Annotated in this window: 19 protein-coding genes; 11 read left to right on the top strand and 8 right to left on the bottom strand. The window is 54.1% G+C overall.

Annotation, left to right across the window (positions count from 1 at the left end):
* Positions 1-42: 42 nt before the first annotated feature.
* Positions 43-1,788, bottom strand: coding sequence for an ABC transporter transmembrane domain-containing protein (locus B2590_RS01995; protein WP_286810740.1), 1,746 nt, complete (start codon positions 1,786-1,788; stop codon positions 43-45).
* Positions 1,789-2,045: 257 nt separating this feature from the next.
* Here B2590_RS01995 and B2590_RS01990 point away from each other — a divergent pair, with 257 nt between their 5' ends.
* Entirely contained in the window at positions 2,046-3,854 is a 1,809-nt protein-coding gene (locus B2590_RS01990) for an ABCB family ABC transporter ATP-binding protein/permease (protein ID WP_286810725.1), read from the top strand.
* Here B2590_RS01990 and B2590_RS01985 read toward each other — a convergent pair.
* Positions 3,839-5,398, bottom strand: coding sequence for a BCCT family transporter (locus tag B2590_RS01985; protein WP_286810724.1), 1,560 nt, complete (start codon positions 5,396-5,398; stop codon positions 3,839-3,841). The genes B2590_RS01990 and B2590_RS01985 overlap by 16 nt on opposite strands.
* Positions 5,399-5,497: 99 nt before the next feature.
* Complete coding sequence (locus B2590_RS01980; protein WP_036211782.1) at positions 5,498-7,078, bottom strand: hypothetical protein; 1,581 nt, start codon at positions 7,076-7,078, stop codon at positions 5,498-5,500.
* Between the two features lie 396 nt (positions 7,079-7,474).
* Here B2590_RS01980 and B2590_RS01975 point away from each other — a divergent pair, with 396 nt between their 5' ends.
* Positions 7,475-8,836: a tyrosine-type recombinase/integrase gene (locus B2590_RS01975; protein WP_286810723.1), complete on the top strand. Its 1,362-nt coding sequence runs from the start codon at positions 7,475-7,477 to the stop codon at positions 8,834-8,836.
* Between the two features lie 87 nt (positions 8,837-8,923).
* Here B2590_RS01975 and B2590_RS01970 read toward each other — a convergent pair whose 3' ends face one another.
* Complete coding sequence (locus B2590_RS01970) at positions 8,924-9,178, bottom strand: MbcA/ParS/Xre antitoxin family protein (RefSeq protein WP_286810722.1); 255 nt, start codon at positions 9,176-9,178, stop codon at positions 8,924-8,926.
* Between the two features lie 112 nt (positions 9,179-9,290).
* Here B2590_RS01970 and B2590_RS01965 point away from each other — a divergent pair, with 112 nt between their 5' ends.
* Both B2590_RS01965 and B2590_RS01960 read left to right on the top strand, forming a co-directional pair.
* Positions 9,291-9,545, top strand: coding sequence for a hypothetical protein (locus B2590_RS01965; RefSeq protein ID WP_286810721.1), 255 nt, complete (start codon positions 9,291-9,293; stop codon positions 9,543-9,545).
* A gap of 13 nt (positions 9,546-9,558) precedes the next feature.
* Positions 9,559-9,774, top strand: coding sequence for a hypothetical protein (locus B2590_RS01960; protein ID WP_286810720.1), 216 nt, complete (start codon positions 9,559-9,561; stop codon positions 9,772-9,774).
* Between the two features lie 70 nt (positions 9,775-9,844).
* Here B2590_RS01960 and B2590_RS01955 read toward each other — a convergent pair whose 3' ends face one another.
* The 3 genes from B2590_RS01955 to B2590_RS01945 are packed head-to-tail and all read right to left on the bottom strand — an operon-like array spanning position 9,845 to position 11,538.
* On the bottom strand, positions 9,845-10,117 hold the full coding sequence (locus B2590_RS01955; protein ID WP_286810719.1) for an MbcA/ParS/Xre antitoxin family protein: 273 nt from the start codon (positions 10,115-10,117) through the stop codon (positions 9,845-9,847).
* Between the two features lie 52 nt (positions 10,118-10,169).
* The gene (locus tag B2590_RS01950; RefSeq protein WP_286810718.1) at positions 10,170-10,520 is read right to left on the bottom strand and encodes a hypothetical protein; all 351 of its coding nucleotides are present in this window, start codon (positions 10,518-10,520) and stop codon (positions 10,170-10,172) included.
* A complete protein-coding gene (locus B2590_RS01945; RefSeq protein WP_286810717.1) occupies positions 10,510-11,538 on the bottom strand; it encodes an integrase in 1,029 nt (342 codons plus the stop codon). Before B2590_RS01945 ends, B2590_RS01950 begins: the two co-directional genes overlap by 11 nt.
* A 934-nt stretch (positions 11,539-12,472) precedes the next feature.
* Here B2590_RS01945 and B2590_RS01940 point away from each other — a divergent pair.
* The 7 genes from B2590_RS01940 to B2590_RS01910 all read left to right on the top strand — a co-directional run bounded on the left by B2590_RS01940 (position 12,473) and on the right by B2590_RS01910 (position 24,806).
* Complete coding sequence (locus B2590_RS01940) at positions 12,473-12,655, top strand: FitA-like ribbon-helix-helix domain-containing protein (RefSeq protein ID WP_286810716.1); 183 nt, start codon at positions 12,473-12,475, stop codon at positions 12,653-12,655.
* 84 nt (positions 12,656-12,739) lie between these two features.
* Entirely contained in the window at positions 12,740-16,012 is a 3,273-nt protein-coding gene (locus tag B2590_RS01935) for a helicase-related protein (RefSeq protein WP_286810715.1), read from the top strand.
* A complete protein-coding gene (locus B2590_RS01930) occupies positions 16,009-16,791 on the top strand; it encodes a DUF4391 domain-containing protein (protein ID WP_286810714.1) in 783 nt (260 codons plus the stop codon). Before B2590_RS01935 ends, B2590_RS01930 begins: the two co-directional genes overlap by 4 nt.
* A gap of 10 nt (positions 16,792-16,801) precedes the next feature.
* The gene (locus B2590_RS01925) at positions 16,802-18,706 is read left to right on the top strand and encodes a site-specific DNA-methyltransferase (RefSeq protein WP_286810713.1); all 1,905 of its coding nucleotides are present in this window, start codon (positions 16,802-16,804) and stop codon (positions 18,704-18,706) included.
* 11 nt (positions 18,707-18,717) lie between these two features.
* A complete protein-coding gene (locus B2590_RS01920) occupies positions 18,718-20,382 on the top strand; it encodes an RNA-binding domain-containing protein (protein ID WP_286810712.1) in 1,665 nt (554 codons plus the stop codon).
* Between the two features lie 100 nt (positions 20,383-20,482).
* Positions 20,483-23,584 (top strand): type III restriction-modification system endonuclease, encoded by a 3,102-nt coding sequence (locus B2590_RS01915; protein WP_286810711.1) that lies wholly within the window; start codon positions 20,483-20,485, stop codon positions 23,582-23,584.
* Between the two features lie 71 nt (positions 23,585-23,655).
* Positions 23,656-24,806 (top strand): IS3 family transposase gene (locus B2590_RS01910; RefSeq protein WP_414673551.1). Its coding sequence is split into 2 segments (ribosomal slippage): positions 23,656-23,893 and positions 23,893-24,806, totalling 1,152 coding nucleotides; the frame shifts between segments, so codons are not numbered across the junction.
* A gap of 260 nt (positions 24,807-25,066) precedes the next feature.
* Here the strand turns inward: B2590_RS01910 and B2590_RS01905 are convergent.
* Positions 25,067-25,243, bottom strand: coding sequence for a helix-turn-helix transcriptional regulator (locus tag B2590_RS01905; protein ID WP_286810739.1), 177 nt, complete (start codon positions 25,241-25,243; stop codon positions 25,067-25,069).
* Between the last annotated feature and the right edge of the window lie 269 nt (positions 25,244-25,512).

The raw sequence follows: 25,512 nt of genomic DNA, 5'->3' as shown, positions 1-25,512 counted from the left end.
CACGAAATGATGGCCCGGTTTGAAAACCCGGCCCTGTTGTTTCTACGTACTGCGGCCGCCAATGTCCTCCCGGAACTGAAGTTCCGCAAGTCTCCGGTACAGCGGATTCCGTTCGACAAGTTCATCGTGGTTGCCGATATCCTGAATAATTCCGGCGTCCATCACAATGATACGATCGGCGTGCCTGACGGTGGCCAGCCGGTGTGCGATGACCAATGTCGTGCGGTTGGACATCAGTCCCGGCATGGCTTGCTGGATCAGGTGTTCGCTTTCTGCATCCAGTGCGCTGGTCGCCTCATCCAATAACAGTATAGGTGCATCCGCAAGCAGTGCGCGGGCAATCGCCAGCCGCTGCTTCTGCCCCCCCGATAGCCCGAGACCCGTATCGCCCAGTGGCGTTTCATAGCCTTTTGGCAGTTTGCGGATAAACTCATCGGCATGGGCAATCCTGGCGGCCTCCACCATGGCAGTGTCGCTGGCCTCCGGTCGGGCGTAGCGGATGTTATCGGCAATGGTGCCGTGAAACAGCGCGGGGTTCTGTGGCACCAGCGCAAAGCATTGGCGCAGGTCTGTAAGCGCTAACTCACGACTGTCAACGCCGTCGATAAGAATCCGCCCCGTGTCGGGGTCATAGAACCTCAAGAGCAGATCGAACAAGGTAGACTTTCCAGCACCAGAGGGACCAACCAGTGCCACGGTTTCGCCTGCCTGGATGTGAAGTGAAAGGCTTTGCAGAACCTCGATATCGCGACGGGCCGGATAGGAAAAGGTCAGATTGCTGATCTCGATATCGCCGCGAAGGGGGTCGGGCAGAGCCTGGGTGGCGTTTGTCTCACTGTGGATTTCACTGGGTGTCTGCAGCAGCTCGAAAATCCGCGCCGCTGCCCCGGCTGCGCGCTGCAACTCACCAATCACTTCACTGATGGCGCCGGCAGCCAGTCCCACCAACAGGCTGTAGAATACAAATGCCGCCAGCTCGCCCGGGCTGGTACGACCTGAGATCACATCCAGCCCGCCAATCCAGATCACCACGCCAATGGCACCCATAACCAGGGTAATGGCGATGGTGGTCAGCCAGGCCCGCTGGCGAATCCTCACACGGGCAATCTCGAAGGCATTTTCCGCCACCTGTGAGAAAAACCGGCGGTCATGAGGCTGATGGTTGAACGCCTGCACCGTCTTGATCTGGGTGAGGTTCTCCCCCACGTAGCTGCCCACTTCCGCGACCCGGTCCTGGCTCAGCCTGGACAGCTGCCGCACACGGCGACCATAGATCAGGATGGGAATGATCACCAGTGGGAAGCCGAGGATGATGATACCGGCAAGTTTGGCATTGGTTATGAAGAGCAGGATCAGCCCGCCCACCAGCATCAGGGTGTTGCGCAGCGCGATGGAGACCGTGGAGCCGATGACGGATTGCAGCACTGTTGTATCAGCGGTAAACCGCGACTGTATTTCCAGGCTTCGGTTTTTCTCGTAGAAACCTGGGTGAAGGTCGATCAGATGGTTAAACACCTGCTTTCGAATATCCGCCACCACCCTTTCGCCAATCCAGGACACAAGATAAAAGCGGGCAAAGGAGCCGATAGCCAGTCCGATCACCAGCACAAAAAACAGACCGACTGCTTTGGACAACATCGCGGGAGACTGGGTGGCAAGGCCCTGGTCCACCAGAATCCGTAAGCCCTGACCTAGGGCAAGTGTGATGCCGGCGGTAATAACCAGAGCCACGAGAGCGCCGGTAACAGCCCTTTTGTAAGGGCTGATAAAATCGACAACCAGTTTCAGAGCCTTCCGATGACGGGTGTTGATGGTGTGCCTCCAGGATAAGGGGTACTGTAAACTCCGATAACAATACGGTTTTTACTCGTATTAGAACCTATCATACAGCTACGTAAGAGCGTGCGGGGTGGGACTTGTCTGCCAGGACCGTCAAAAGCCATGGATGGCTTTTGTCGAGCGTACAGGGACGTATTTACAGCGTGTACTGGCAGACAAGTCCCATCTCGTGCGCTCGACTACTCCGTTATTGAAGGGAAACCCGAGTGCGCGCCTACGCTGACAACGAGTACCCCGCCAACCACAAACCCGACTGGAAAGTCATCGCCGGCCTATGGCCCTATCTGGCGGAATTCCGTGGTCGAGTCATGCTGGCACTGGGGTTCCTGATCTTCTCCAAACTGGCCACGGTCGCCACACCGGTCGCCTTGAAATACATCGTCGACTACCTGGACGAAAATCAGGGCGGCGAGGTGCTGCTGTGGATACCGGTCATACTGGTCGTCGCCTACGGCCTGCTCCGATTTGGCAGCACCCTGTTCAGCGAATTGCGGGACGCGGTGTTCGCCCGAGTCGCGGAACGGGCCATGCGACGAGTGTCACTGAGGGTTTTCGAACATCTGCACAACCGGGAGCTGTCCTTTCACCTGGACCGGAAAACCGGCGGACTGGCCCGGGACATTGAACGGGGGACCAACGGCATCAGCTTCCTGCTGCGTTTCACTCTCTTCAACATTGTCCCCACCCTCCTCGAAATCCTGATGGTGGCCGGTATTCTCTTCGTGGTGTTCAACGTGGGCTATGTGCTGGCGATCCTGGTGGCGGTGGTGGTGTATGTGGTGTTTTCCATCAAGGTGACCGAGTGGCGCACGAAATACGTGCGCGAAGCCAATGCCCGGGACAACCAGTCCAATTCCCGCGCAGTCGACAGCCTGCTCAACTACGAGACCGTAAAGTATTTCAATAACGAACGCTTCGAGGCAGAGCTCTACGACAAGGACCTGGATGACTGGGAACAGGCACGGCTCAAAAACCGGCTGTCGCTGGCCGCCCTGAACTCGGGCCAGGCCCTGATCATCGGTGTGGCGATGATCGTCATCATGGCCATGGCAGTGCAGGAAGTCGCCAGTGGTGAGATCACCCTGGGGGATTTCACCATGATTAATGCCTACCTGTTACAGCTGTTTATACCGCTCAATGCACTGGGGTTCGTGTATCGGGAGATCCGCCAGGCGCTGGTGAATGTGGAACGGTTGTTCGGGTTGCTCGGCGACGAACCGGTCATTGAGGACGCGCCGAACGCCAAAGCGTTGGTGGTGGACAAAGGCGAGGTTCGTTTCGACCAGGTTCACTTTGGTTATCGCCCCAACCGTCAGATCCTCCGGAACGTAAGTTTCTCAATTCCCGCTGGGCACACCGTAGCCGTCGTGGGCGCCAGCGGTGCGGGGAAATCGACCCTCGCCCGCCTGCTTTTCCGGTTTTACGATGTGAACCGGGGCAGTATCACCATCGATGGTCAGGATATCCGTGAGGTCACCCAGGACAGCCTGCGTTCCGCCATTGGCGTGGTGCCCCAGGATACGGTGCTGTTCAACGACACGCTTTTTCGGAACCTGGCTTACGGTCGGCCTGATGCCAGCGAGGAAGAGGTGTACCGGGCAGCCCGAATGGCGCACCTGGAACAGTTTATCCACAGCCTGCCCGATGGCTATAACACACAGGTTGGTGAGCGGGGGCTTAAACTTTCCGGCGGCGAGAAACAGCGGGTCGCCATTGCCCGGGTACTTCTCAAGAACCCACCGTTATTGATTCTGGACGAAGCCACATCTTCTCTGGATTCGCTGTCTGAACAGGCGATTCTGGGGGCCTTGAAGGAAGTCAGCCGCCAGCGCACCTCCCTGGTTATCGCTCATCGGCTGTCGACGACGCGCGATGCGGATACCATTCTGGTGATGGACGGCGGCTGTATTGTCGAGAGTGGCAACCACGTCGAGCTGCTGGGCCAGAAGGGGCATTACGCCAGGCTCTGGGAACAGCAGCATCGAACTGGTGATGATGGTCAGGCAAGCCCCTGATCACGGGCCATGGCCATAGCCGCTTTCGGCCCTGTCCATAGCGATGGCAGTATGACAAAGGAGACCGGTATGGCGGTTATCACAATGAACTGCTGAAGCACGCCAATCTGCCCTGAACCCATATACAGCAGAATGGCGGCCATCAGCGCCATAGCACCGCCCCAGAATACACGGATCCAAGGATTTGGCTCATCATGGCCCGCACCCACCATGGCAATGGAATAGCTCATGGAGTCGCCGGTGGTGGCGACAAAAATGGTGGTGAGCAGCAGTATCGCGGCGGCCATCCAGGTGCCTCCTGGCAGCGCCTGGGCCACGGTCAGTGTGGCGACGTCAAAACGGAAATTGTTCAACGCTTCGGTCAGGTCAAAGGTGCCGGCCAGCTGGTGATAGATCCCCGAGCCACCCAGCAGCGTAAACCAGATTGTGGTGGCAATAGGTGCCAATACGGCAACCGCGAGGATCATTTCACGAACCGTGCGTCCGCGGGAAATTCGCGACACAAACACCGCCATCAAAGGCGTGTAACCAATAAACCAGGCGAAGAAAAACACCGTCCACCATTTCATCCACCAGTCCGGCGCCGTTTCAGCGGTCATCGTCGACATCGCCATGAAAGACGTCAGGTACTCGCCGAATGACTGAGTAAAGGTGTTGGCCAGAAACAGTGTGGGACCGAACAGGAAAATCACTGCGGCGATGGCCAGGGCGAGGAGCACGTTGAACCGGCTGAGCAACTGAATACCCTTGTGCAGTCCGGTCATGGCGGATGTCATGTACACCCCGGCCAGAATGATCAGTACCGCGAGCTGGGTGCCATAGCCATCGGTGATGCCAAACAGCTCGTGCAGCCCGAAACTCACCTGGGTTGCCAGGAAACCGATAGGGCCGACGGTTCCCGCCACCACGGCAATGACGCAAAGGGCGTCAATCACCCCACCCAGCTTGCCTTGAACAGCGTTCTCACCAAACACCGGATACAACAGGGTTCGCGGCTGCAGCGGTTTGCCCTGATCATAGTGAGCCCTGCTGAGAACCAGTGCGGTCAGCGAGCCGAGCACCGCCCAGGCAAGGAAGCCCCAGTGAGTGAAGGCCTGCGCCATGGCGGGAGCGGTGGCCGCAGCCGTTCCGGCTTCGGTATCAAACGCCGGTGGTGTTACCACAAAGTGATAGACCGGTTCCCCAGCGGCGAAAAACACCCCTCCACCGGCCAGCAATGTACACATGATCATTGAAAGCCAGCGAAAACGGCTGATTTCCGGCCGGTCCAGGCCACCAATCCGTGCATTGCCGGCCTTGCTGACCGCTGTTCCGAGTGCGATGAAAAAGGTTGCCAGCAGGAGTAGTTGGAAGAACGACCCCAGGTACTTTGCCGTCCAGGTGAATCCGGCGCCAATCGCTGTAGCGACGGCGCTGCTGTCAATAATGGAAGCGCCAACGAACAGCAGGATGAAGCCAATCGTAAGCGTCAGAACGATCGGGTCGCTATCGGAGAAAGCGCCCGGCCGTTCCTCGGTAGCCAGGGAGTTTGTCTGGGAGGTCATGGTTGTTCCTTTCGCGAAGAGCCGCGCAGGGTACAGAAAAGTTCAGACCTCTGCATTCCTTTGTGGAGGTAGCCACCCTCCCAGGCATTGGTAAGCTCGTCAGGATTCCGGAAATGCCGTCCAGTCATCCAGCCAGGTCGATGTGGCCCTGGGGTTAACAGCGCCCTGGTACATCGCCGACTCATCAAAGAATTCGGCTTTCGGAGGCCGCTTGGCCGTCATGGCGCGCACTGAGCTTCTGGGGCGGAAATGCGGCGACGACTCGCTGGTGACAGAGGGTTGCAAGCCGGTTTCAACCTGAACGGTGTTCTGCAGTTCGGGGCTGCGTATCCACAGCTCTTCGTTGAAGCCGAAATCGTCATCATCGGTTTCGTTAACAATGGTGAGGTTGCCTAACCTACCGTTGTTGGCAAGCAGGTTGTGGCTGAACGTCAGGGCATTCATGCCCACCAGCGCGGTGACCTCATCCCTGGTATCCAGGGCCTCAATGGCGTAACTGTCGATGATCATATTGTGGAAGTGGCCGCCGGATCCCTCTCTTAGCATAATAGCGCGGTGTTCTTTGGCGGAACGGCCGCTGCCATAAAGGGTGACGTTGTAGAATGTGGGTTCGGACCGTGGCACGGCCGAGTGGCTGGAACCGTTGTTGTCGCCCTCAAAGGCGTTATCGCCGACATCCCGGTACTGCTGAATAATGGCAAACTGTACCCTGCCTCGCCAGCCCCAGTCCCAGTCGATGCTGTCATCGGCAGCACCGGTCACCAGGATGTTTTTCAGGTCGACGGTGCCACCGAACATTTCGATACCGTCGTCCAGAGCACGGTGAACCTGCACGTTCTGGATGATGGTGTTGGAGCCACAGCCACCCAGGGTTAAGCCGTTCAGCTCGTTGTTCTGATAGACCTCGAAACCGGCAAATTCAATGCGGGTGTACTGCACCACGCCGCAACTATGCTGCGTGTCGCTGCCACCGAATTGCCCACGGGTGTCGTTTTCAGGTACGCCTTCAATGCGGGCGTTCGGCTCGTTCACCGGTGCCTTTCCAAGAAGCACAACGCCACCCCAGTCACCGCGAGCCCGTGCTCCGGGTTCCTTGCTACTGGTAAAGACCACCGGTTGGTTACGGCTGCCGCGGGCAAACAGTTTGGCACTGGACGTGACAACCAGGGCGGAACCGGGTTCGCCCTCTATGGTTACGCCGGGTTCAATGGTCAGGTTCGCGCCTTCCACAAACACGGTGTTTTCAAGGGTGTATCGATGACCGCTTTCCCAGACGGTGTCTGCGGTAATGTCGGCGCTGATACGCACGTTGCGATTCTCAAATGCGGTAAAACCGGCGACCGTGGCGACAACCGTGCCAATGACGGGAACCAGTACCAGCGCGTGACGGGCAAACCAACCGCGTCTTTTTTGCGGCGTGACGGGACTGGCCTGAAGTTTCTGGTTCGAGGACTTGGCCATCAGCGGACGGCCATCATCGTTGGCCATGATCTCGCGTGCCAGCGCCTGAAGCTCTGGCGTGCCATTGGCTTCCACACGCATCAGAACGTCATTGCGGTAGTTGGGCTCTCTCAGCAAGACGTTGAGATGGACAAAGTCGACGCTCGGGCACTGGCCCTTGTCGATGCGACGTTTGAGTCGCCAGAGCTTCTCTACCAAAAGGGAGGATTGGTCGGACATTACTGCTGCTCCGTTGGGATGAGAGCACCGTTGTACATGTCCAATGTGAAAGCTTTATGTCAATTGAAAGAAAAGAGTCGCTTAAAGGGGAGTATTTCGTCGTAAAGAAGGGACTGAGATGCGGGAAAATGGTCGGCGTGGCAGGATTCGAACCTGCGACCCCTTCGTCCCGAAGGCAGTAGTCTAGTGTTTCATTTCGGTTCATTCAGGTTCATTTCGTTTCCGTTAATTCGTAACAACTATATGATTTATATAGTTTTTTATAGAATTTTTGTGTGTTGAGTTGGTTCAGGTTGTGGCAAGACGTTTTACCGGTACCCAGCATGTACCCAAGCCAGAATCTGTCCCCAGCCAGTACCCAAAATTCTTTAAAATTAGTTTTAACGGAGTCAGAAAATGGCAGTAAAAAACAGGGAGCTCCTTCCGAGGAGCGCCGATTCAGCGGATAAATTGATCCGGAAACTGACACCCGGTCAGAAGGATACCTACATTCAGGATTCAACTGCTACCGGCCTGGTGTTGCGTGTAACTCCCCGCGGAAAAAAGATCTGGCATCTTAGGTATACGGTTCAGGTTGGTTCGGGGCAGTGGGTTGGGCGAAAGCATTCCATTGGTGCTTTTTGCGATGGACTGAGAACGCGTGCTGCCCGGGAGCAAGCCGAGACATGGCGGGTCCGTATTCGACAGGGAGAAGACCCCCAAGAGGAAAAAAAGAAGCAAGCGGAACAGCGAAAGGCTGAGCATCTGCTGGAAATAGAACGGAAGCAGGCATTGCGGACTTTAAACGATGTGGCCGTTGTTTATGCCGCCAAGCTTGCTAACAAAAAGAAAGGTCATAAGGATGGTGGGACGCATGCTATGACGATCTTGCACAATCATCTGCTCGATCGTTTCGGGACGATACCCATCCAGGAATTTACGCGCCAAGATTTCTTTTCTGCGATTGATCCGATTTTAGCGGCTGGGCACAACTCAATGGCCAACACGGTACTGTCATACACGAAGGCGATGTTTCGGTTGGCCGTCAAAAGGGAGTTCATTGAGTATTCAGTTCTAGACTGCCTCGATAAAACAGACGTGGGCGGGAAAGACAAGATAAGAAGCAGAGTCCTCTGTGCGACCAGGACAAAAGCGGATGAGTTGGAAGATCTATACAGAATATTGCCAGATTCCGGTCTATCACTGAATCTGCAATGCGCTGTTCACATCCTTCTTGGAACGGGTTGTCGGGGTATCGAACTATTCAAAGGAAGGTGGGATCACCTGAATTTTGACAACAACATGTGGCTTATTCCCGGTGAAAATTCAAAAAATGAAGATCCGATCATCATCTATTTATCTGAGTATTCAAAGAAATGGTTCTCCGAGCTTTACAAGCTTACCGGTCACACGAACTGGATGATGCCCGGAAAATCGAAAAAACGGCCTCATATGATCCCAAAAGTATTGAGTAAGGCAATATGTGAGCGGCAACGTGCCCCAGAGGCACCACAAAAAAAAGGCCGGACAAGAAATCACTCAACTTTGATCCTTCCTGATGGCCATTGGACAGTGCATGACCTGAGGCGCACGGCGGCAACTCAAATGCAAATGCTCGAAGTGACACCGGATATCATTGATGCTTGCCAGAATCACCGTCCCCTGGGTGTCCGTCGTCGATATCAACATGGTCATAGCATGGATCAGATGCGAGTTGCGTGGGATTTGCTGGGGCAATCTCTAGCGGCCAAGCAAGAGAATCTGCATCAGATAGGCTGATAGCTTCCTTCTTGCCGGTTGCTGCTTTTGACTTTCAAAAACGTGGACCCGACTGGACTCAGATCTGGCCTGGTCCACGCCAATCTATTATGAAACCGCGCCTCGTTGCCATTTGTCTATCAGGCTTCGTATTTTTTGCAGCTCTGGTTTAGTTTCCATCATCGAAATCGGTGTGCGATCGCCAAGAGCGCGAATCGGTGATGATAGCCATCGATCAGCATTAGCTTTATCGCCCTCCCAAAGCGCAACAACCTCGCGATAAACCTGCTCCCTCAGTTCAGCTACGACTTCCTCTTCATTCACATCAGTCACTCCCGTCACCCATCGTTTAGCTTGACTCACACCCTAAATCCCTTCCCAAGACGCTCGCCGGACCAATTGCTTGGTCAAACCGCGACTTCGTGTATTGTGGATTTCGACCGGTCAAAAATCTAATTCCACAGGAGTTTTATCTATGAAATACACACTTAGCCAGATCAGCTTGTTGCTGAAAGAGGCACTTGCAGTTGCCGAGACTTTTGAGCACTTCAAGAGCGCTTCGGTGTCACTGGAGCTGTCCTGTTCCGACGGCAGCATCGCAGCGGTGACGGAAACCATCGATAACCCCGGAGATGACACCGACAACTCTGGATCGTCTATCACACATACGCCACGCCAAAAATCATTGGTGGATCAGTTGGGCGACATTAAAACTAACACTTGGTTCTGAAGGAAAAGTGACTATGAAATCAATAACCGAAGCAAAGAGGTTGGCTGCCGCACTCGCATCCGAATTTGGCGGTGGTGATCTGCACATTAACGTCCAGATGCAACGTGGTGAGAGCTGGATCAACATCGATATGTACCAGAACTCGGATGAACCTGAGCGTCTCCTTGCGACTCTCGATTTCGATACCGGCTCGCACCTCCTGGTGGATAGCGCGAGAACCCTGCACTAACACCGAAGCCTCCGCGACACGCCCCGATCACTCCCTTATGATCGGGGCATCTTTGTATACGCTGAGAAAGCTATGGGAAAACGCCCCTCTGAATCTGCTGAATAAAACATCGCAGTCGGTCAATACTTTCACGTGAATCCAGCATTTCCTCCGGCGCCACGTTGCCGAGGAATGGCCTGTTTCGGGTCATCCAGTCGCGGGCTTCTGCTTCATCGCCTTCGAACAGATCAATAACTTCATGCCAAACCACACTTCTGAGCTCGGACAGGCATAGTTGGCGAGAAATACTCCCGCTGTTGTACGCAGGAACCTCGACTCCATTCGGCTCACTCTCGTCTGGCATAGAATTCTCCCCTTGAACCCAAACAAAACTTGCAACAACTACCCTGAGGATATTACGGTTTTTGGCTTTTTACACCGACCATGGTAGGACGACCACCTTTTGCTTTAGGCTGAGTGATACCGAGTGCCCCCAGCCATTTCTCATCATGTCCCATAGCTTTGACTAGCAATCCCAACGCTCGCATGAACTCTTGCCGAGTGCGCTTGGAGGAAGAATGATTGGCCAACCACACGTTCCGAAAGTATTGCGCATGATGCAACTTGATCTGTTGCGAGTTCACGACATGCGGAAACCGCTGTTCGATAACGACCGCGATTGTATTTATGCGGTTGATATACCGCTTCCGCTCATTCGGTCGGAGCCTCTTGAAATCGAGATTGTCCAGCACACGATCAAGCTGCATGTTGTGTCCCTCCGATGTACGAGCTCGCAACACTGATGCGGTTATGCCCCAGCTGCTTGGAAACCTCCTCGCGGGCAATTCGGTCCATGACTTTATCCCGAATTGGTTGCTTGAGCGGTGATGGCCCAGCCAAGATTTCCTCGTACACATCCTGGGCAAATCCGGCACGAAGCTCCTGGAACGTCGGGACCCCTGCCTGTTTCAGGATCGACCGGCACGGGTTGAGCTCGCGCAGCAAGAACCTCTTCACAGTGTCGGTTTCAGACAGCAGGTTCGTGGAGCCCTTTGGTCGAACTTCGATCGCGAACCGGAGAGCTTCCATGCGGAACTCGTTGGCCCGGATTCGACGGTCGCGACTCTGCCGGCCTCCTTTGCATCCCTCAAGGATCGCAGCCTCTCCTGTCCTTTTGATTTCTCTCATCATTCGGTCAAGGTCGGCCAAAATCGCCTCTCGGACCCTCATTCCCCAAGCTCGGGCAAGCAAAATAACTGCGGATCCCCGTTCAAATCCGGCGACAATCGCCCTGTCTGCAGCGTCCTTAGTATCGACAACATCGGCCTGGATCTCCCGTGTCCGCACTGATTTTCGGCAAACGCCAAGAACATCCTTTCCTGAGACTTTCAGAACGTTGTCACCACGGAACGCCCTCATGATCACGTTCACGGTACTGACCAGGTTATGCCCGTAGGCCACACTGATCTGGGCATCAACACCACCATCAGGCCACAAGTACTCTCCCTCAATCCGCTGGCGGACGTACTGGCCGAAACTCAGAACGAACTCCCGATCAATTTCCCGGGCATCTTTAACACAGTGTCGCCGGCAAAACTGAACGAATGTAACCGCCCGCTGTTTGTGCGTCGCTCTGGTGCTGTAGTGGGACACGCGGCTGTAGTGGTCATCCAGCGCCTGTTTTACGGCATATCCGAGCTGCCGCCCTTTCCCAAAATTGTGTTTGGTGCTCGGCCGTTTCTTACGGGACGATCGCCGTCCTCGCGAAACCTGCTTGTTACTCATAAAAATCTCCGCAATAAACAAATAGACGTACAGATGTGCGCGGCAAGCCATATGAAGCTCCTTGTGACCTCAAGGGCGAAGCCGGCTCCCGCGCTGATGCTCCGCCCCAGAGGTCACATTAAGTGTGAGAGCAAACCAGGAAGGGTTTGCCGGTGGGAGCATCCATCGTGCTGCTGTACCAGCACCGATTCGTCACCGTTGCGGGACCGTAAAACGCTGCTCGTCGATAATCGACCGGCGCGTTCGGGGAGCGGCATCGCGTGATCAGCGCGATATCCACAGGGTGGGTGTGCCGTGAGGCGGTAGGATGGCCAGGTTGGGTGAGCAGCCAGCGATAATCAGCGCTGGTAGCGTTCCGTGCTGCTCGTCTGCGGGTAGTTAACGTAGGGGTTTCCCGCAGTTTTCTGGCCATTAATTAGAACTGCAAGCCATTGACATCAATTGACTTTCAGAGCTTTTCCTGACATTCATCTCATTATGTAAACGGCGTTACACCAGAGTGGACAAACGAGATGTTTTTTGGAGGAGCCAGCAGAATCACTGGCAATAAGAAAGTGCTCGGAGGCGTAGCCACCGATTTTTGAGGGGATCACGAGGATCATGTTTGTGGGGGATCGCGAGGATCATTACTTATTTTCCAGTAGACCCGGGATTTTCTGCTGTTTCAAAGTGCCAGCTACACTGCCCCGACCCAGAATTCTGACTCAGGGGACTTAAGCCTAAGTGTGACCCCAGCGGCGGACTGTATCAAGCTGAGAAAACACGAATTTTCCGCGTTAACTCCGGATTGCTGTGAAAATGTATCCAACAGCAAACAACTCTTTCAATCGCACCCAGCGTTCCAGCCTTCCCAATAGAAAGCCACTTGGCGAACTTGCCCGCGCAAAAACAGCAACCTACACTGCATGCATTGTATGCATAGGAGGCCAACTTAATGGCGATGCTGACCGTTCGCAATCTACCGGAAGAAGTCCATAAGGCTCTGCGTGTGAAAGCAGCCATCAACGGCCGCAGTATGGAGGCAGAAGCCCGAGCGATTCTGAAGAGTGCTGTGCTGGCCGGTGACCCGAACCAACCTGAGAAGGCGGTCACCAGTGAAATGGTCAAAGCTCAGTAGCATTGTCCTTGGCGGTCCAAAGAGACGGGCCACCTAAATAGAAAAACAGTAAATCGAGCCGGCATGCCCATAGGAGGGCAGACTTTGGAAATGATCGACAACATCAACCGCCTGCTGGGTGATGATCTGAAAGAAACGATCACACCAGGTGCCCGCCTAAAAATCGCGGCTTCTTGCTTCTCTATATATGCCTTCGAAGCGCTCAAAGCCGAGCTGTCTGATGTGGAAAGCCTGCAGTTCGTGTTCACTGCTCCTACATTTGTACCCACTGAGGTAACCGACCGTCTGAAAAAGGAGCGTCGGGAATTCTTTATCCCAAAATCCCAGCGTGAAAGCGGACTTTACGGCACGGAGTTTGAAATCCAGCTGCGCAATAAGCTCACTCAGCGGGCGGTGGCGCGGGAGTGCGCTCAGTGGATACGCCAAAAAGCCAGGTTCCGCTCTAATAAAACGAAGGCTCCCATGCAGTCCTTTGTCCATGTGGCCGGGGGTGATAGCCGTGTTGCTTACATGCCGGTCAACGGCTTTACTGCCGTAGACTTGGGTTATCAACAAGGCAACGCCGTCTCCAACTTCGTTACCCGCATGGACGAGCCGGCCCACGCTCAAATGTACCTGCAACTGTTCGACCAAATCTGGAGCGACCCCGATAAGGTTGAAGACGTCACTAATGCCATTTGCGACCACATCGAGTCCGTCTACCAGGAAAACGGCCCCGAGCGTATCTACTTCATCATGCTCTACAATATCTTCCATGACTTCCTGGAAGATGTAGATGAAGACGTATTGCCCAACGACCTCACGGGATACCGTGAAAGTCTTGTCTGGAACAAACTATTCAACTACCAGAAAGATGCGGCAACCGGAATTATCAACAAGCTGGAAACTTATAGCGGTTGTATCTTGGCGGACAGCGTCGGCTTGGGTAAGACGTTTACTGCGCTGGCGGTGGTCAAATACTACGAGCTCCGCAACAAATCGGTATTGGTACTGTGCCCAAAGAAGCTCGCGGACAACTGGCGCAACTTCAACAGCAATCTCACAACGAACATCTTCGCCAAAGACCGCTTCAACTACGATGTGCTTTGCCACACCGACCTGTCGCGTACTGGCGGCGAATCATTTGGCATTCCCCTGAACCGAGTCAACTGGGGCAACTACGACCTGGTCGTCATCGACGAGTCCCACAACTTCCGGAATAACGACGTTTATAAAGACCGGGAAACGCGATACCAGAAGCTGATGAACAAAGTCATCCGCGCCGGTGTGAAAACCAAAGTGCTGATGCTGTCAGCCACCCCGGTCAACAATCGCTTCAACGATCTGCGTAATCAACTGGCTTTGGCCTACGAGGGACAGTCAGAAACACTTGGCAAACACCTAAAAACCGAAACCAGCGTCGAAGAGATCTTCCGTCGGGCTCAAAAGGCATTTAACGAATGGTCCGCACTGCCGCCGGAAGAGCGCACAGCAGCCTCAATCCTCCGCGCGCTGGATTTCGACTTTTTCGAGCTCCTGGATAGCGTAACCATTGCCCGGTCACGCAAGCACATCCAGACTTTCTACGACACCACGGATATCGGGCCATTTCCAGAACGGCGCAAGCCATTATCGTTCCATTGTCCGATTACTGAGCGCACGGATGTCGCCGACCTCAATCATATTTTCACCGAGCTATCCCTGCTCAAACTGGCCGTGTATGCGCCCATCAGCTACATCCTGCCAAGCCGCATCCGCAAATACGAAGAACTGTACGACACCCATGTCGAGGGTGGTAAAGGCAAGCTGCGCCAGGCTGATCGCGAACACAGCCTGCAGGCATTGATGACAACCAACCTGCTCAAGCGGTTGGAAAGCTCTGTCGCAGCCTTCCGTCTAACGCTGGCAGCCCTCAGAGCCAATATCACCCGCACTCTGGATGCCATAGAGGGGTTTGAGTCCAGTGGCCAGGCAATTCAAATTGGTGACTACCTGGATAACCCGGGCGGCTTTGATAGTGATGACGAAGATCTGAGCGGGCTGGACGAATTCACTGTCGGAAAAAAAGTACAGATCAGCCTCGCCGACATGGATCTGCCCTCATGGCGTCATGACCTGGATGCCGATCTGCTCCTGATCGACGGGCTGCTGGAAGCCATGCGCAAAGTGACGCCGGCCGATGATGCCAAGCTTCAACACCTGCTAAAACTGATCAATGGTAAGCTCGAAAATCCACTCAACCCCGGCAACCGCAAAGTTCTGATCTTCACCGCCTTTGCCGATACCGCCGACTACCTCTATGACAACCTGGCCCCCATGGCCCGGAAATTGGGGCTTCACGTCGGTAAAGTAACCGGATCGGCCGCGCCCAAGTCAACGCTGCACAAGGCTTACGATTTTCAGAGCCTGCTCACCCTGTTCTCGCCCCGCTCCAAGGAGAAGGCCATCGCACTCCCGAACGAGCCGGCTGAACTGGATATTCTGATTGGTACCGATTGCATTTCCGAAGGCCAGAACCTTCAGGACTGCGATTACCTGATCAACTACGACATTCACTGGAACCCCGTGCGCATTATCCAGCGCTTCGGCCGGATCGACCGTATCGGCTCGCCCAACCAACAGATACAGCTGGTCAATTATTGGCCGGACATCAGCCTGGACGAGTACATCAACCTGAAGGAGCGGGTGGAAAACCGTATGGTGATCGCAGACGTGACCGCTACCGGCGACGACAACGTGCTCACGGCCAAATCTAGTGAAATCGCGTATCGGAAAGAGCAGCTAAAGCGCATGCAGGATGAGGTGATCGAACTGGAAGACGTCAAAGCCGGTGTGTCGATTACCGACCTGGGCCTCAATGACTTCCGCATGGACCTGCTTAATTACGTGAAAGAGCACGGCGAGCTGGAAAATGTGCCCTTTGGTATGCACGCTCTCGTGCCAGCCCAACTAGAACTGGGCATAGAGCCGGGCGTGATCTTCGCACTGAAAAACATCCACGACAGTGTGAACGTCAACCAGCAGAATCGCTTGCACCCCTATTACCTGGTGTATATTGGCGACGACGGTGACGTGGTCGCAGACCACACCGAAGTCAAACGCTTGCTCGACCTGGTCCGTAGCAGCTGCAAAGGCAAAGTAGAACCGATTCCCGACCTGTGCCACAAGTTCAACGCACACACGGATGACGGGCGCAACATGAAGCGCTACTCAGATCTGCTCAGCCAGGCCATCCGAAGCATGATCGACGTTAAAGACGAAAAAGACATCGACAGCCTGTTCGGTGGTGGCCGCACCACTGCTCTGACCAATACCATTAAAGGGCTGGATGACTTCGAACTCATTGCCTTCCTGGTCATCGAAAGGCAAGGTGCATGACGCTAATTGCCTGGCCTAAGACAGCTGCATTTGACCGAGTGGTGCCCAAGCGCAAAATATACGAATACGGCGCCGTTGGGAGCGCCCTGAAAGAGCGTTTTGTCCAGCAGGTGGAGCAGATTACCTGGGCCTACAAACTGGCCCCGGAGACGGTCAATCTACCCGCCACTAAGACAGTCACTGAGATTCAGGTGTTTCGTGTCAGGCTCAAGGGCGCCGAGCTGGATCGGGGTGTGCTCAAGGCCATTGACCGCGCAATCCCCTTCCCACTGATTTTCGAGTTGATACAAGGCACGCGTATTAAGGTCGCAGCAGCCTACAAGCAAAGCTCGCGTTCTCAGAAAAGCGAAGGCGATAGCAGCCGCTGGCGGATAGGCAACTATTTCGAAACCGATTGGCAGCCAGAACACACAACACGCCAACCCTTGCCGGTAGCATTGGATATGAGCAGCCTCTATGAGCAACTGCTGGGGCCGCTCGTGCAGGGTGGGATTACACGCGTTAAAGAGCAGAGCTCAGTACCTGAAGCCAGAGAGCCACCGGCGGCTCTTTATTCAGTGACCGCCACAAGCGAACAAGCGGACAGGGTGACGCTGGAGCAGCGCATCGAACTGGCCGAAGCCGTAGCTGCACAGCAGAAAGAGATTCAGCGGATCAAAGCAAGGCTGGCCCGTGAGAAACAATTCAACAAGCGCGTGGCCATCAACGCCGAGCTGCGCGATGCCAAACAGAAACTGGAGCGGCTGACGCAACGGCAAGGCGCTTCCAAAAGTTATTGAGAGAGATGGAATGGAAAAATTGAAAATGCACAGCCCCGATCTGAGTCAGGAGAACATTGCAAAGATTCAGGAGCTGTTTCCCGGTTGTGTGATGGAAGTTCGTGATGAGGTAACGGGAAAGCCACAATTGGCTGTGGATTTTGATCAGCTACGGCAGGAGCTGAGTGACTCTATTGTAGAAGGTCCGCAGGAGCGGTATCGGCTGGATTGGCCAGGAAAGAGGGAAGCTTTAATAGCCTCAAATACGCCTGTCGCAAAAACGTTGCGCCCCGCACGAAATGAAAGTTTAGATTTCGATAGCTCGCGTAACCTTTTTATCGAGGGAGATAACCTTGAGGCGCTTAAGCTATTGAAGGACGTTTATCTCGGGAGTGCGAAAGCTATATACATAGATCCCCCATACAATACTGGCGCAGACTTTATTTACGACGATGATTTTGTGGAGCTTTCTGACGATTTCCTTATTCGGTCGCAGCAGGTTGATGACTCAAGAAATCGAATGGTATCTAACCCCATTTCAAACGGTCGCTTCCACTCGGACTGGCTCAGCATGTTGTTTTCTCGTTTGAGGCTTGCTCGCCTTTTGCTAAGAGAAGACGGCTTTATCTTTATATCAATCGATATCATCGAGCTGGCGAACTTGATTTCGATGGGCAAAGAGGTCTTCGGAGAAGATTCTCTCATTGGGGTAATCTCTCGACCGACAGGTACGAGGATGGGCTCCGGGAGCAGAGGTGTCGCTAGAGAACTCGATTACATAGTTATTTTTTCAAGACGCAATGAAGCATCACTCTTCGGTTTGCCAATGACCGAATCCGAGATGGCGATATATGACCAAACTGATGAACGTGGACGGTATCTTACACGGTCGTTAAGGAGGACAGGGGGCGAAAATCGACGAGAGGATCGTCCCAGTATGTTTTACGGGGTAGAAGCGCCAGATGGAACCGAAATATTCCCCATTGCACCAGAAGGTTATGAGAGCCGATGGGTCTGTGGCAAAGAAACTTATTACAAGTTGCTCGCTGACGGAATGATTGAATGGCGCCAAGTCAAGAAAGGTGGAGAACTGCGGTGGCAGGTTTATCAAAAACATTACGTTTCATCCCAGGGAAGAGAAACATCCGATTTGTGGAGTGGAGTACCAGGCAACAAAATGGGTACTAAGGAAGTTAGTGCGCTATTTGGCAAGGTCAAAGTATTTGACCATCCGAAACCAACCGGCTTAATCACCAGAATACTCCAGCTCTCTACAAGCTCCGATACGGAAGATCTAGTAATCGACTTTTTCGCTGGGTCTGCATCTACGGCGCATGCAGTGATGGTACAGAATGCTCGTGACGGAGGAGCACGGCGCTGTATCTCTATCCAAATTGCGGAAGAATTGGCAGAGAAGACAGAGGCCAGAAAGCTAGGTTTCACTACAATTGCCGAAATTGCCAAGGAAAGGGTCCGCCGAGCGGGTCAAAAAGTCCTTGAAGGCGACTGCAATCCCAACTGGAACCGGGATGTCGGCTTCCGTGTACTCAAGGTTGATACCTCGAACATGAAGGACATCTACTACCGTCCCGATGAGCTATCTCAAGGCGACCTGCTAGAAGCGGTGGATAACGTTAAGCCCGACCGCACTCCAGAGGATCTTTTGTTCCAGGTGCTGGTGGACTGGGGCGTAGATCTGACTCTGCCGATTCGTCGCGAAACCCTGCAAGACAAGACCGTATTTTTCGTCGATGACAATGCGCTGGTCGCTTGTTTCGACAGCGGTGTTACGGAGGATCTGGTCAAAGAGCTGGCCAAGCATGAGCCTTTGCGCGTGGTTTTCCGCGACAATGGGTTCGTCTCTGATGCGGTGAAAATCAACGTCGAGCAGATTTTCCGCCAGCTTTCACCCAGCACCGAAGTCAGAAGCCTCTAAGGAATCACGGCATGGACCAACTGGCCCTGAATGCGCTGCTTGAAGGCTTGATCCGCAGCTGGGAAAACGAGGTGGCGGAGTTCAAGGAAGCGGGCAATGACTACGACACCAACAAGATTGGTGCGTATTTCTCTGCCCTCAGCAACGAAGCCAACCTGCGGGGGCTGGAGCGTGCCTGGCTGGTGTTTGGCGTGAGCAATAAAACCCGGGAGGTGGTGGGAACAAACTACCGCAGCGAATCCGAGCGGCTGCATAGCCTGAAGCTGCAGGTGGCACAAAGTACCGAGCCCAGCATTACCTTTCGTGATATCCATGAACTACAACACGCAGATGGGCGGGTGTTGTTATTTGAAATTCCCGCGGCTCCAAGGGGCATCCCAATCTCCTGGAAGGGTCACTACCACGCCCGGGCTGGCGAAAGTCTGGTCTCCCTCAGCCTGGACAAGCTGGACGAAATTCGTCAGCAAACTCTCGCTCAAGACTGGAGTGCGCAATTGGTGCCGGCCGCCAGCCTGACCGATCTGGACGAGGCGGCTCTTGCAAGAGCACGGGAGGCGTTCGCAAAAAAGTATGCCAACCGCTTTAATGCCGAGGAAGTCATGGCCTGGCCATTGCCAACCTTTCTTGATCGGGCACGGGTCACCCAAAACGGTCAGATCACCCGAACTGCGCTCCTGTTGCTGGGCAAGCCCGAGGCAGCCTGGCACCTGTCGCCACATCCTGCACAGATGACCTGGAAGCTGGAGGGCGCAGAGCGGGCCTATCAGCACTTTGCCCCACCGTTTCTGCTGACCACCACCCAGCTTTATCAATGCATCCGTAATATCCAGCTGCGCCTGCTACCAGAAGATGAATTGTTGCCGATTGAGGTGTCCAAATACGACCAAAAGATGGTTCTCGAAGCCTTGCATAACTGCATTGCTCATCAGGACTACACCCTCCATGGCCGGGTGGTGGTGATCGAACAGTCCGACAGGCTGGTTTTTGAGAATGAGGGGAATTTCTATGAAGGGACGCCGAATGATTACCTGGAAGGTAATCGCACACCCCATCGCTACCGCAATCCCTTTCTTGCCCAGGCCATGTCTGAGCTGAACATGATCGATACCATGGGCTACGGCATTCACGACATGTATGCCCGTCAGGCCCGGCGTTACTTTCCCATGCCAGACTACGACCTTGCCGAACCGAGTAGTGTGCGGTTGACCATATACGGTGGCGTGGTTGACCCCGCTTACAGCCGTCTATTGATTCAAAAAACTGATCTGCCACTGGCGGATGTGCTGGCCCTGGACCGGGTGCAAAAGAAGCTGCCGATTCCTGATGAGGCCATAAGCCGCCTACGGCGCGCAGGCCTGATTGAGGGTCGTAAACCCCATCTGCACGTTTCTGCGACGGTTGCCAAGGTAACGGCAGACAAGGCCGACTATATCCGTACCCGTCCTCAAGACGATGAGTTCTATGCCAAGTTGTTGACGGATTACCTGGAGAAATTTGGGCAGGCCAGCCGAGCGGAGATCAACCAGCTGTTGCTGGATAAGCTGAGTGACGCTCTGAGCGATAAGCAAAAAAGCACCAAGGTCAGCACGCTTTTGACAAAGCTGCGCCGCCGGAAAGTGATTGAGAACACCGGTTCCGACACGGCACCTTGTTGGAGGCTGACAAAGAGAACATGAAGAACTGCAAAGAGAGACGCATATATCCGTTTCTATTCAATTATTTATGGCTCTTTGGAGCCGCCATTTTGCAAAGAGCCTGCAAAGAGAAAATTTTATTATGAAGCTCAAATTCAAAACCCAGGCTTACCAAACGAATGCCGTCGAATCCGTAGTGGACTGCTTTGCTGGTCAACCTATGCGTGACAGCCTGGCCTACCGCATCGACCCCGGCCAGCAGGCTCAGACTGGTGCCTTCGACGCGGAGGGCTTCAAGAATGCTGACCTGGCACTAAGTGAATCCCAGGTGCTAGAGAACATTCAGGCCGTTCAGCGTCGGCAGAACCTCCCGACGTCATCGTCATTGACGGACTTCACCGCCTACGACTCCAAGAACAACCGTGTACCGGCTAAGGCCGCCTACAAAAAAGATGCTCTGGCCGCCACACGCATCCACTTGGACGTGGAGATGGAGACCGGCACCGGCAAGACCTATTGCTACATCAAGACCATCTTCGAGATGAATAAGCGCTATGGCTGGAGCAAGTTCATCATCATGGTGCCCTCGATCGCCATCCGCGAGGGTGTCTATAAGTCCCTAGAGATTACCGCTGACCATTTCACCGAAAGTTACGGTAAAAAGGCGCGGTTCTTCATCTACAACTCCAAGCGACTGCATGAGCTAGAAAGTTTTTCTTCCGACGCCGGCATCAATGTGATGATTATGAACATCCAGGCCTTCAATGCCCGGGGTGCCGATAACAGGCGCATTTATGATGAGCTCGATGACTTTCAGTCACGGAAACCCATCGATGTCATTGCTGCAAACCGGCCCATCCTGATTCTGGACGAGCCGCAGAAGATGGAAGGTAGAGCCACCATGGAGGCCCTACCCCAATTTAAGCCGCTAGCGATTCTCCGCTACTCGGCCACTCACCGTACCCAGCACAACCGCATTCACCGCCTGGATGCCCTGGACGCCTACAACCAGAAACTGGTCAAAAAGATCGCTGTACGTGGCATCCAGACACGTGGCCTGGCCGGCACCAACGCCTACCTCTATCTTGAAGGTATCGACATCTCCAAGGATGCACCGGTTGCGCGCATAGAGCTGGAAGTAAAACTCAAATCCGGTGAGATCAAGCGTCAGCTCAGGCGACTTCGGTTCAAAGATGATCTGTTTGCGGAATCGGGTGAACTGGATCAATACCGGGACGGCTTCACCATCAGCCAGATTGACGCTACCAACGACACCGTGGAGTTCACTAATGGGCTGGTGCTCACGGCTGGAGAGGCCAGTGGCGACGTTTCCGAAGGCGACATCCGTCGTATCCAGATCCGCGAGACCATCAGGGCGCATCTGGATCGGGAGAAACAGCTGTTCGGGCAGGGCATCAAGGTACTGTCATTGTTCTTTATCGACGAGGTGGCCAAGTATCGTGACTACGATCAGGAAGATGACAATGGCGAGTACGCCCGCATCTTTGAGGAAGAGTATCAGCTACTGAAGAATGAATACCTGTCTGAACTGGCCATAGACAATCAGGCCTACCGCCAGTACCTGGAGGGCATTGACCCAGCCAGCACTCACAATGGCTACTTCGCCATTGATAAGAAGACCAATCGTTTGAAGAATCCTGCTCTGGGAAAAAAGGCCGTCGACTCCGACGATGTGGACGCCTACGACTTGATCCTGAAAGACAAAGAGCGCCTGCTCTCCTTCCAGGAACCTACGAGGTTCATCTTCTCCCACTCGGCGTTGCGTGAAGGCTGGGACAACCCCAACGTGTTTATTATGTGCATGCTTAAGCACAGCGACAACATGATATCCCGGCGCCAAGAGGTGGGGCGCGGCCTGCGATTGTCGGTCGACAGGCACGGCGACCGCATGGATAACCCTGCCGTCGTTCATGACATCAACGTACTGACGGTGATCGCCAGTGAGAGCTACAAGGATTTCGTTACCGGGCTACAACAGGAAATCAGTGAAAATCTGAGTGCCCGGCCAAGACAGGCGACAGCTGCTTTCTTTACTGGCAAGGTGCTGAACACTGAGCAAGGTCAGGTAGAGGTTAGTGCAGATATGGGCGCAGGCATCGAGTTTTATCTGGTGCAAAACGGATATGTAGACCGCCAAAAAAATATTCTCGACAAGTACCATGAAGCTAAAGCGGCAGGGACAATAGCGGAGCTCCCAGAAGATCTGAAGCCCTATTCTGACCAGGTATTCGCTCTGATCGACACCGTGTTCAGTGAAGGCCAGCTACCCAAAATCGAGGATGGCCGCAAACCGAAGACCAACCCGCTCAATGCCAACTTCGACAGGAAAGAATTTCAGGCGCTTTGGCAGCGAATCAACCGCAAGGCCGTGTATCGCGTCGACTTTGACTCCGTGGAACTGGTGCGCAAGTGTATTGCAACGCTGGACAAGGAGCTGCGCGTAACGCCCCTGCAGTACACCGTACAGAAGGGTATTCAGCAAGATGCGCTGACTGACGAGCAATTGCGCAAGGGCGATGGCTTCAAGGTTGAAGAAACGGCGACCGAGTACGGCGACTCGATCCACTCAAGGGTCCGGTATGACCTGTTGGGTAAGGTGTCAGAAAATGCCCACCTGACCCGCGGGACCGCCGCCAGCATTCTGCAGGGCATTCAGGCCGCCGTGTTCAACCAGTTCCGCCAGAACCCGGAACACTTCATTGCCGAAGCCTCACGACTTATCACGGAACAAAAAGCGGCAATGGTGATTGAGCGCCTGGCCTACAATGAAGTTGATGAGCGCTACGATGTGGATATCTTCACCGCCAACCAGACGGGCCAGGATTTCTCCCGCGCCACGGAGAAGCTGAAGAACCACGTATACGACTACGCGATTACGGATTCGGATGTCGAGCGCCGCTTCGTGAATGAGTTGGATACGAGCAGTGAAGTGGTGGTTTACGCCAAGCTGCCGAGAGGCTTTCTGATTCCTACCCCCGTGGGCGATTACAATCCGGACTGGGCAATTTCCTTCCAGGCTGACAACATCAAGCACATCTACTTTGTCGCTGAGACCAAAGGGTCGATGTCGTCCATGAAACTGCGGGAAATCGAACAGACCAAGATTGAATGTGCGAGAAAGTTTTTCGACGAGATCAATCTGAAGGTCGCTCAGGATAAGGTGAAGTATGACGTGGTGACTGACTACGCGAAGCTGATGGACGTGGTGGGGACTGGGGGTTAGATATGGCAAGCCCCCGATACAGTAGACGCCTGATAGCGTTACAATAAACGCTGAATCTACAGGTGTTGATGATGAGCGGAAAGCGATACTCCGAAGAATTCAAAATCGAGGCAGTCAAGCAGGTCACGGAACGTGGTTATAGGGTTTCTGACGTGTGCCGTAGACTGGGAGTTACCTCCGGCAGTCTCTACAAATGGATCAAACTGTATGGCGATCCCACTAGCCAGCATCAGCACATCTCGGAACAGCAAGATGAGCTTCGACAACTCCGAGCTGAACTGCGCCGAGTGACTGAGGAGCGCGACATACTAAAAAAGGCCGCAGCGTTCTTTGCCAAGGAGTCCGAGTAAAGTATCGCTTCATCAGGGCTCACCAGAAGGAATTCCGAGTCCGGGTCATGTGCCGCGTGTTGAACGTCCATTTCAGTGGTTTCTATGCGTGGCTGCATAATCCTGAAAGCCCCCGAGCCAAGGTCAATCGCCGCCTCGTCGGGCTAATAAAGCAGGCCTGGCTCGAAAGCGGTGGTGTATACGGCTACCGCAACATCACCTTGGATCTCAAAGACCTCGGAGAGAGGTGCAGCAAAAATCGGGTGTACCGATTGATGAGGGCGGAAGGTATCCGCGCCCAGCGTGGCTATAAACGCCACAAGGGCTATTACGGCGGAGAGCCTGCCCACGTTGCACCCAATCATCTGAATCGCGATTTCGAGGCCCAGGAGCCGAACGAGCGATGGGTGACTGATATTACCTATATCCGCACCCATGAGGGCTTTCTGTATCTCGCCGCCGTTCTGGATTTGTTCTCGCGACAAATTGTTGGTTGGTCCATGAAGCCGAGAATGTCGACAGACCTGGTTATGGACGCGCTGCTGATGGCTTCCTGGAAGCGGCGGCCAAAACAGGAGGTTCTGATCCACTCCGATCAGGGATCGCAATACACCAGCCGGGAATGGAGAGACTTCCTGAAAGATCATCGGCTGAAACCCAGTATGAGCCGGCGCGGTAATTGTCATGACAATGCTGTTGCCGAGAGCTTCTTCTCGTTGCTCAAGAGCGAACGGGTGAAACGGAAAATCTACAAGGATCGGGAAACAGCTCGACGAGATATTTTCGATTACATTGAGATGTTCTATAACCCTGTTCGCCGACACGGTAACAATGGTGGGTTGTCTCCCGTGGACTTCGAAAAGCAGTATTTTAAGCAGCTGTCAGATGTCTAGGATAACGGGGGCTTGCCAGAGGCAGCGTCGGTACCTAGTGGTTGGCAGTCTGTCATGGTTGGTTTCGTGACTGGACATTTCCAACTTCAGCGGTCTGCGCTAAGGCTAGAAGCGTGGCGCTCGTAGGCGCGCTCGTTTAGTAGATTCCCGGCAATGCTGAGGACAGGCGACGGATCGACCCGTCCGGATATTAAAACTTCTATCTCGGATGGTGACGATCCGGGCGCCTGTACGCTCCACTCTTGCTTTATCTAATGTCCTTACTGATTTCGGCGACGCACCTCCTGATCGAATTTTTGAAGGTCGCTCCTTGGCCAGCGCCTGGTTCTAGAACCCAGTTTCTTTCCGGGAGGAAACTTGCCTTCGCGAACCCAGCGCCGGATGGTGTACCGGGACAGTGAGTAGTAGTTTCCCACCTCCGTATCTGAGAAGTACATTTTCTGCGTGTCTTTCATTTTCATCTCCGTTTAGTTTTGAACACTATTCAATGCTACGGGGACGCAAGAGGGGGTTGGCTGCTGTAATTGAGCAATTACTGCAATAAGGCGGGAATTGCGTGGTAAAATGATGCGCAACGGAAACGGTAGCGTGCGCAGAAGTGGCACGGTGAAGCGAGTTTCGATGGATTGATGTGAATCCGGCAGAAGGTGATGGCAGGTTTATGTACCCAACCTGTACCCAGCCAGAATCGAGTAGGAGGGGGAGT

This window comes from Marinobacter sp. UBA3604, from assembly GCF_002375325.1.
In the GTDB taxonomy this organism is placed as follows: domain Bacteria; phylum Pseudomonadota; class Gammaproteobacteria; order Pseudomonadales; family Oleiphilaceae; genus Marinobacter; species Marinobacter salarius.
The sequence above is the reverse complement of the archived record's forward strand: the minus strand, read 5'-3'. Positions and strand labels throughout refer to the sequence as shown.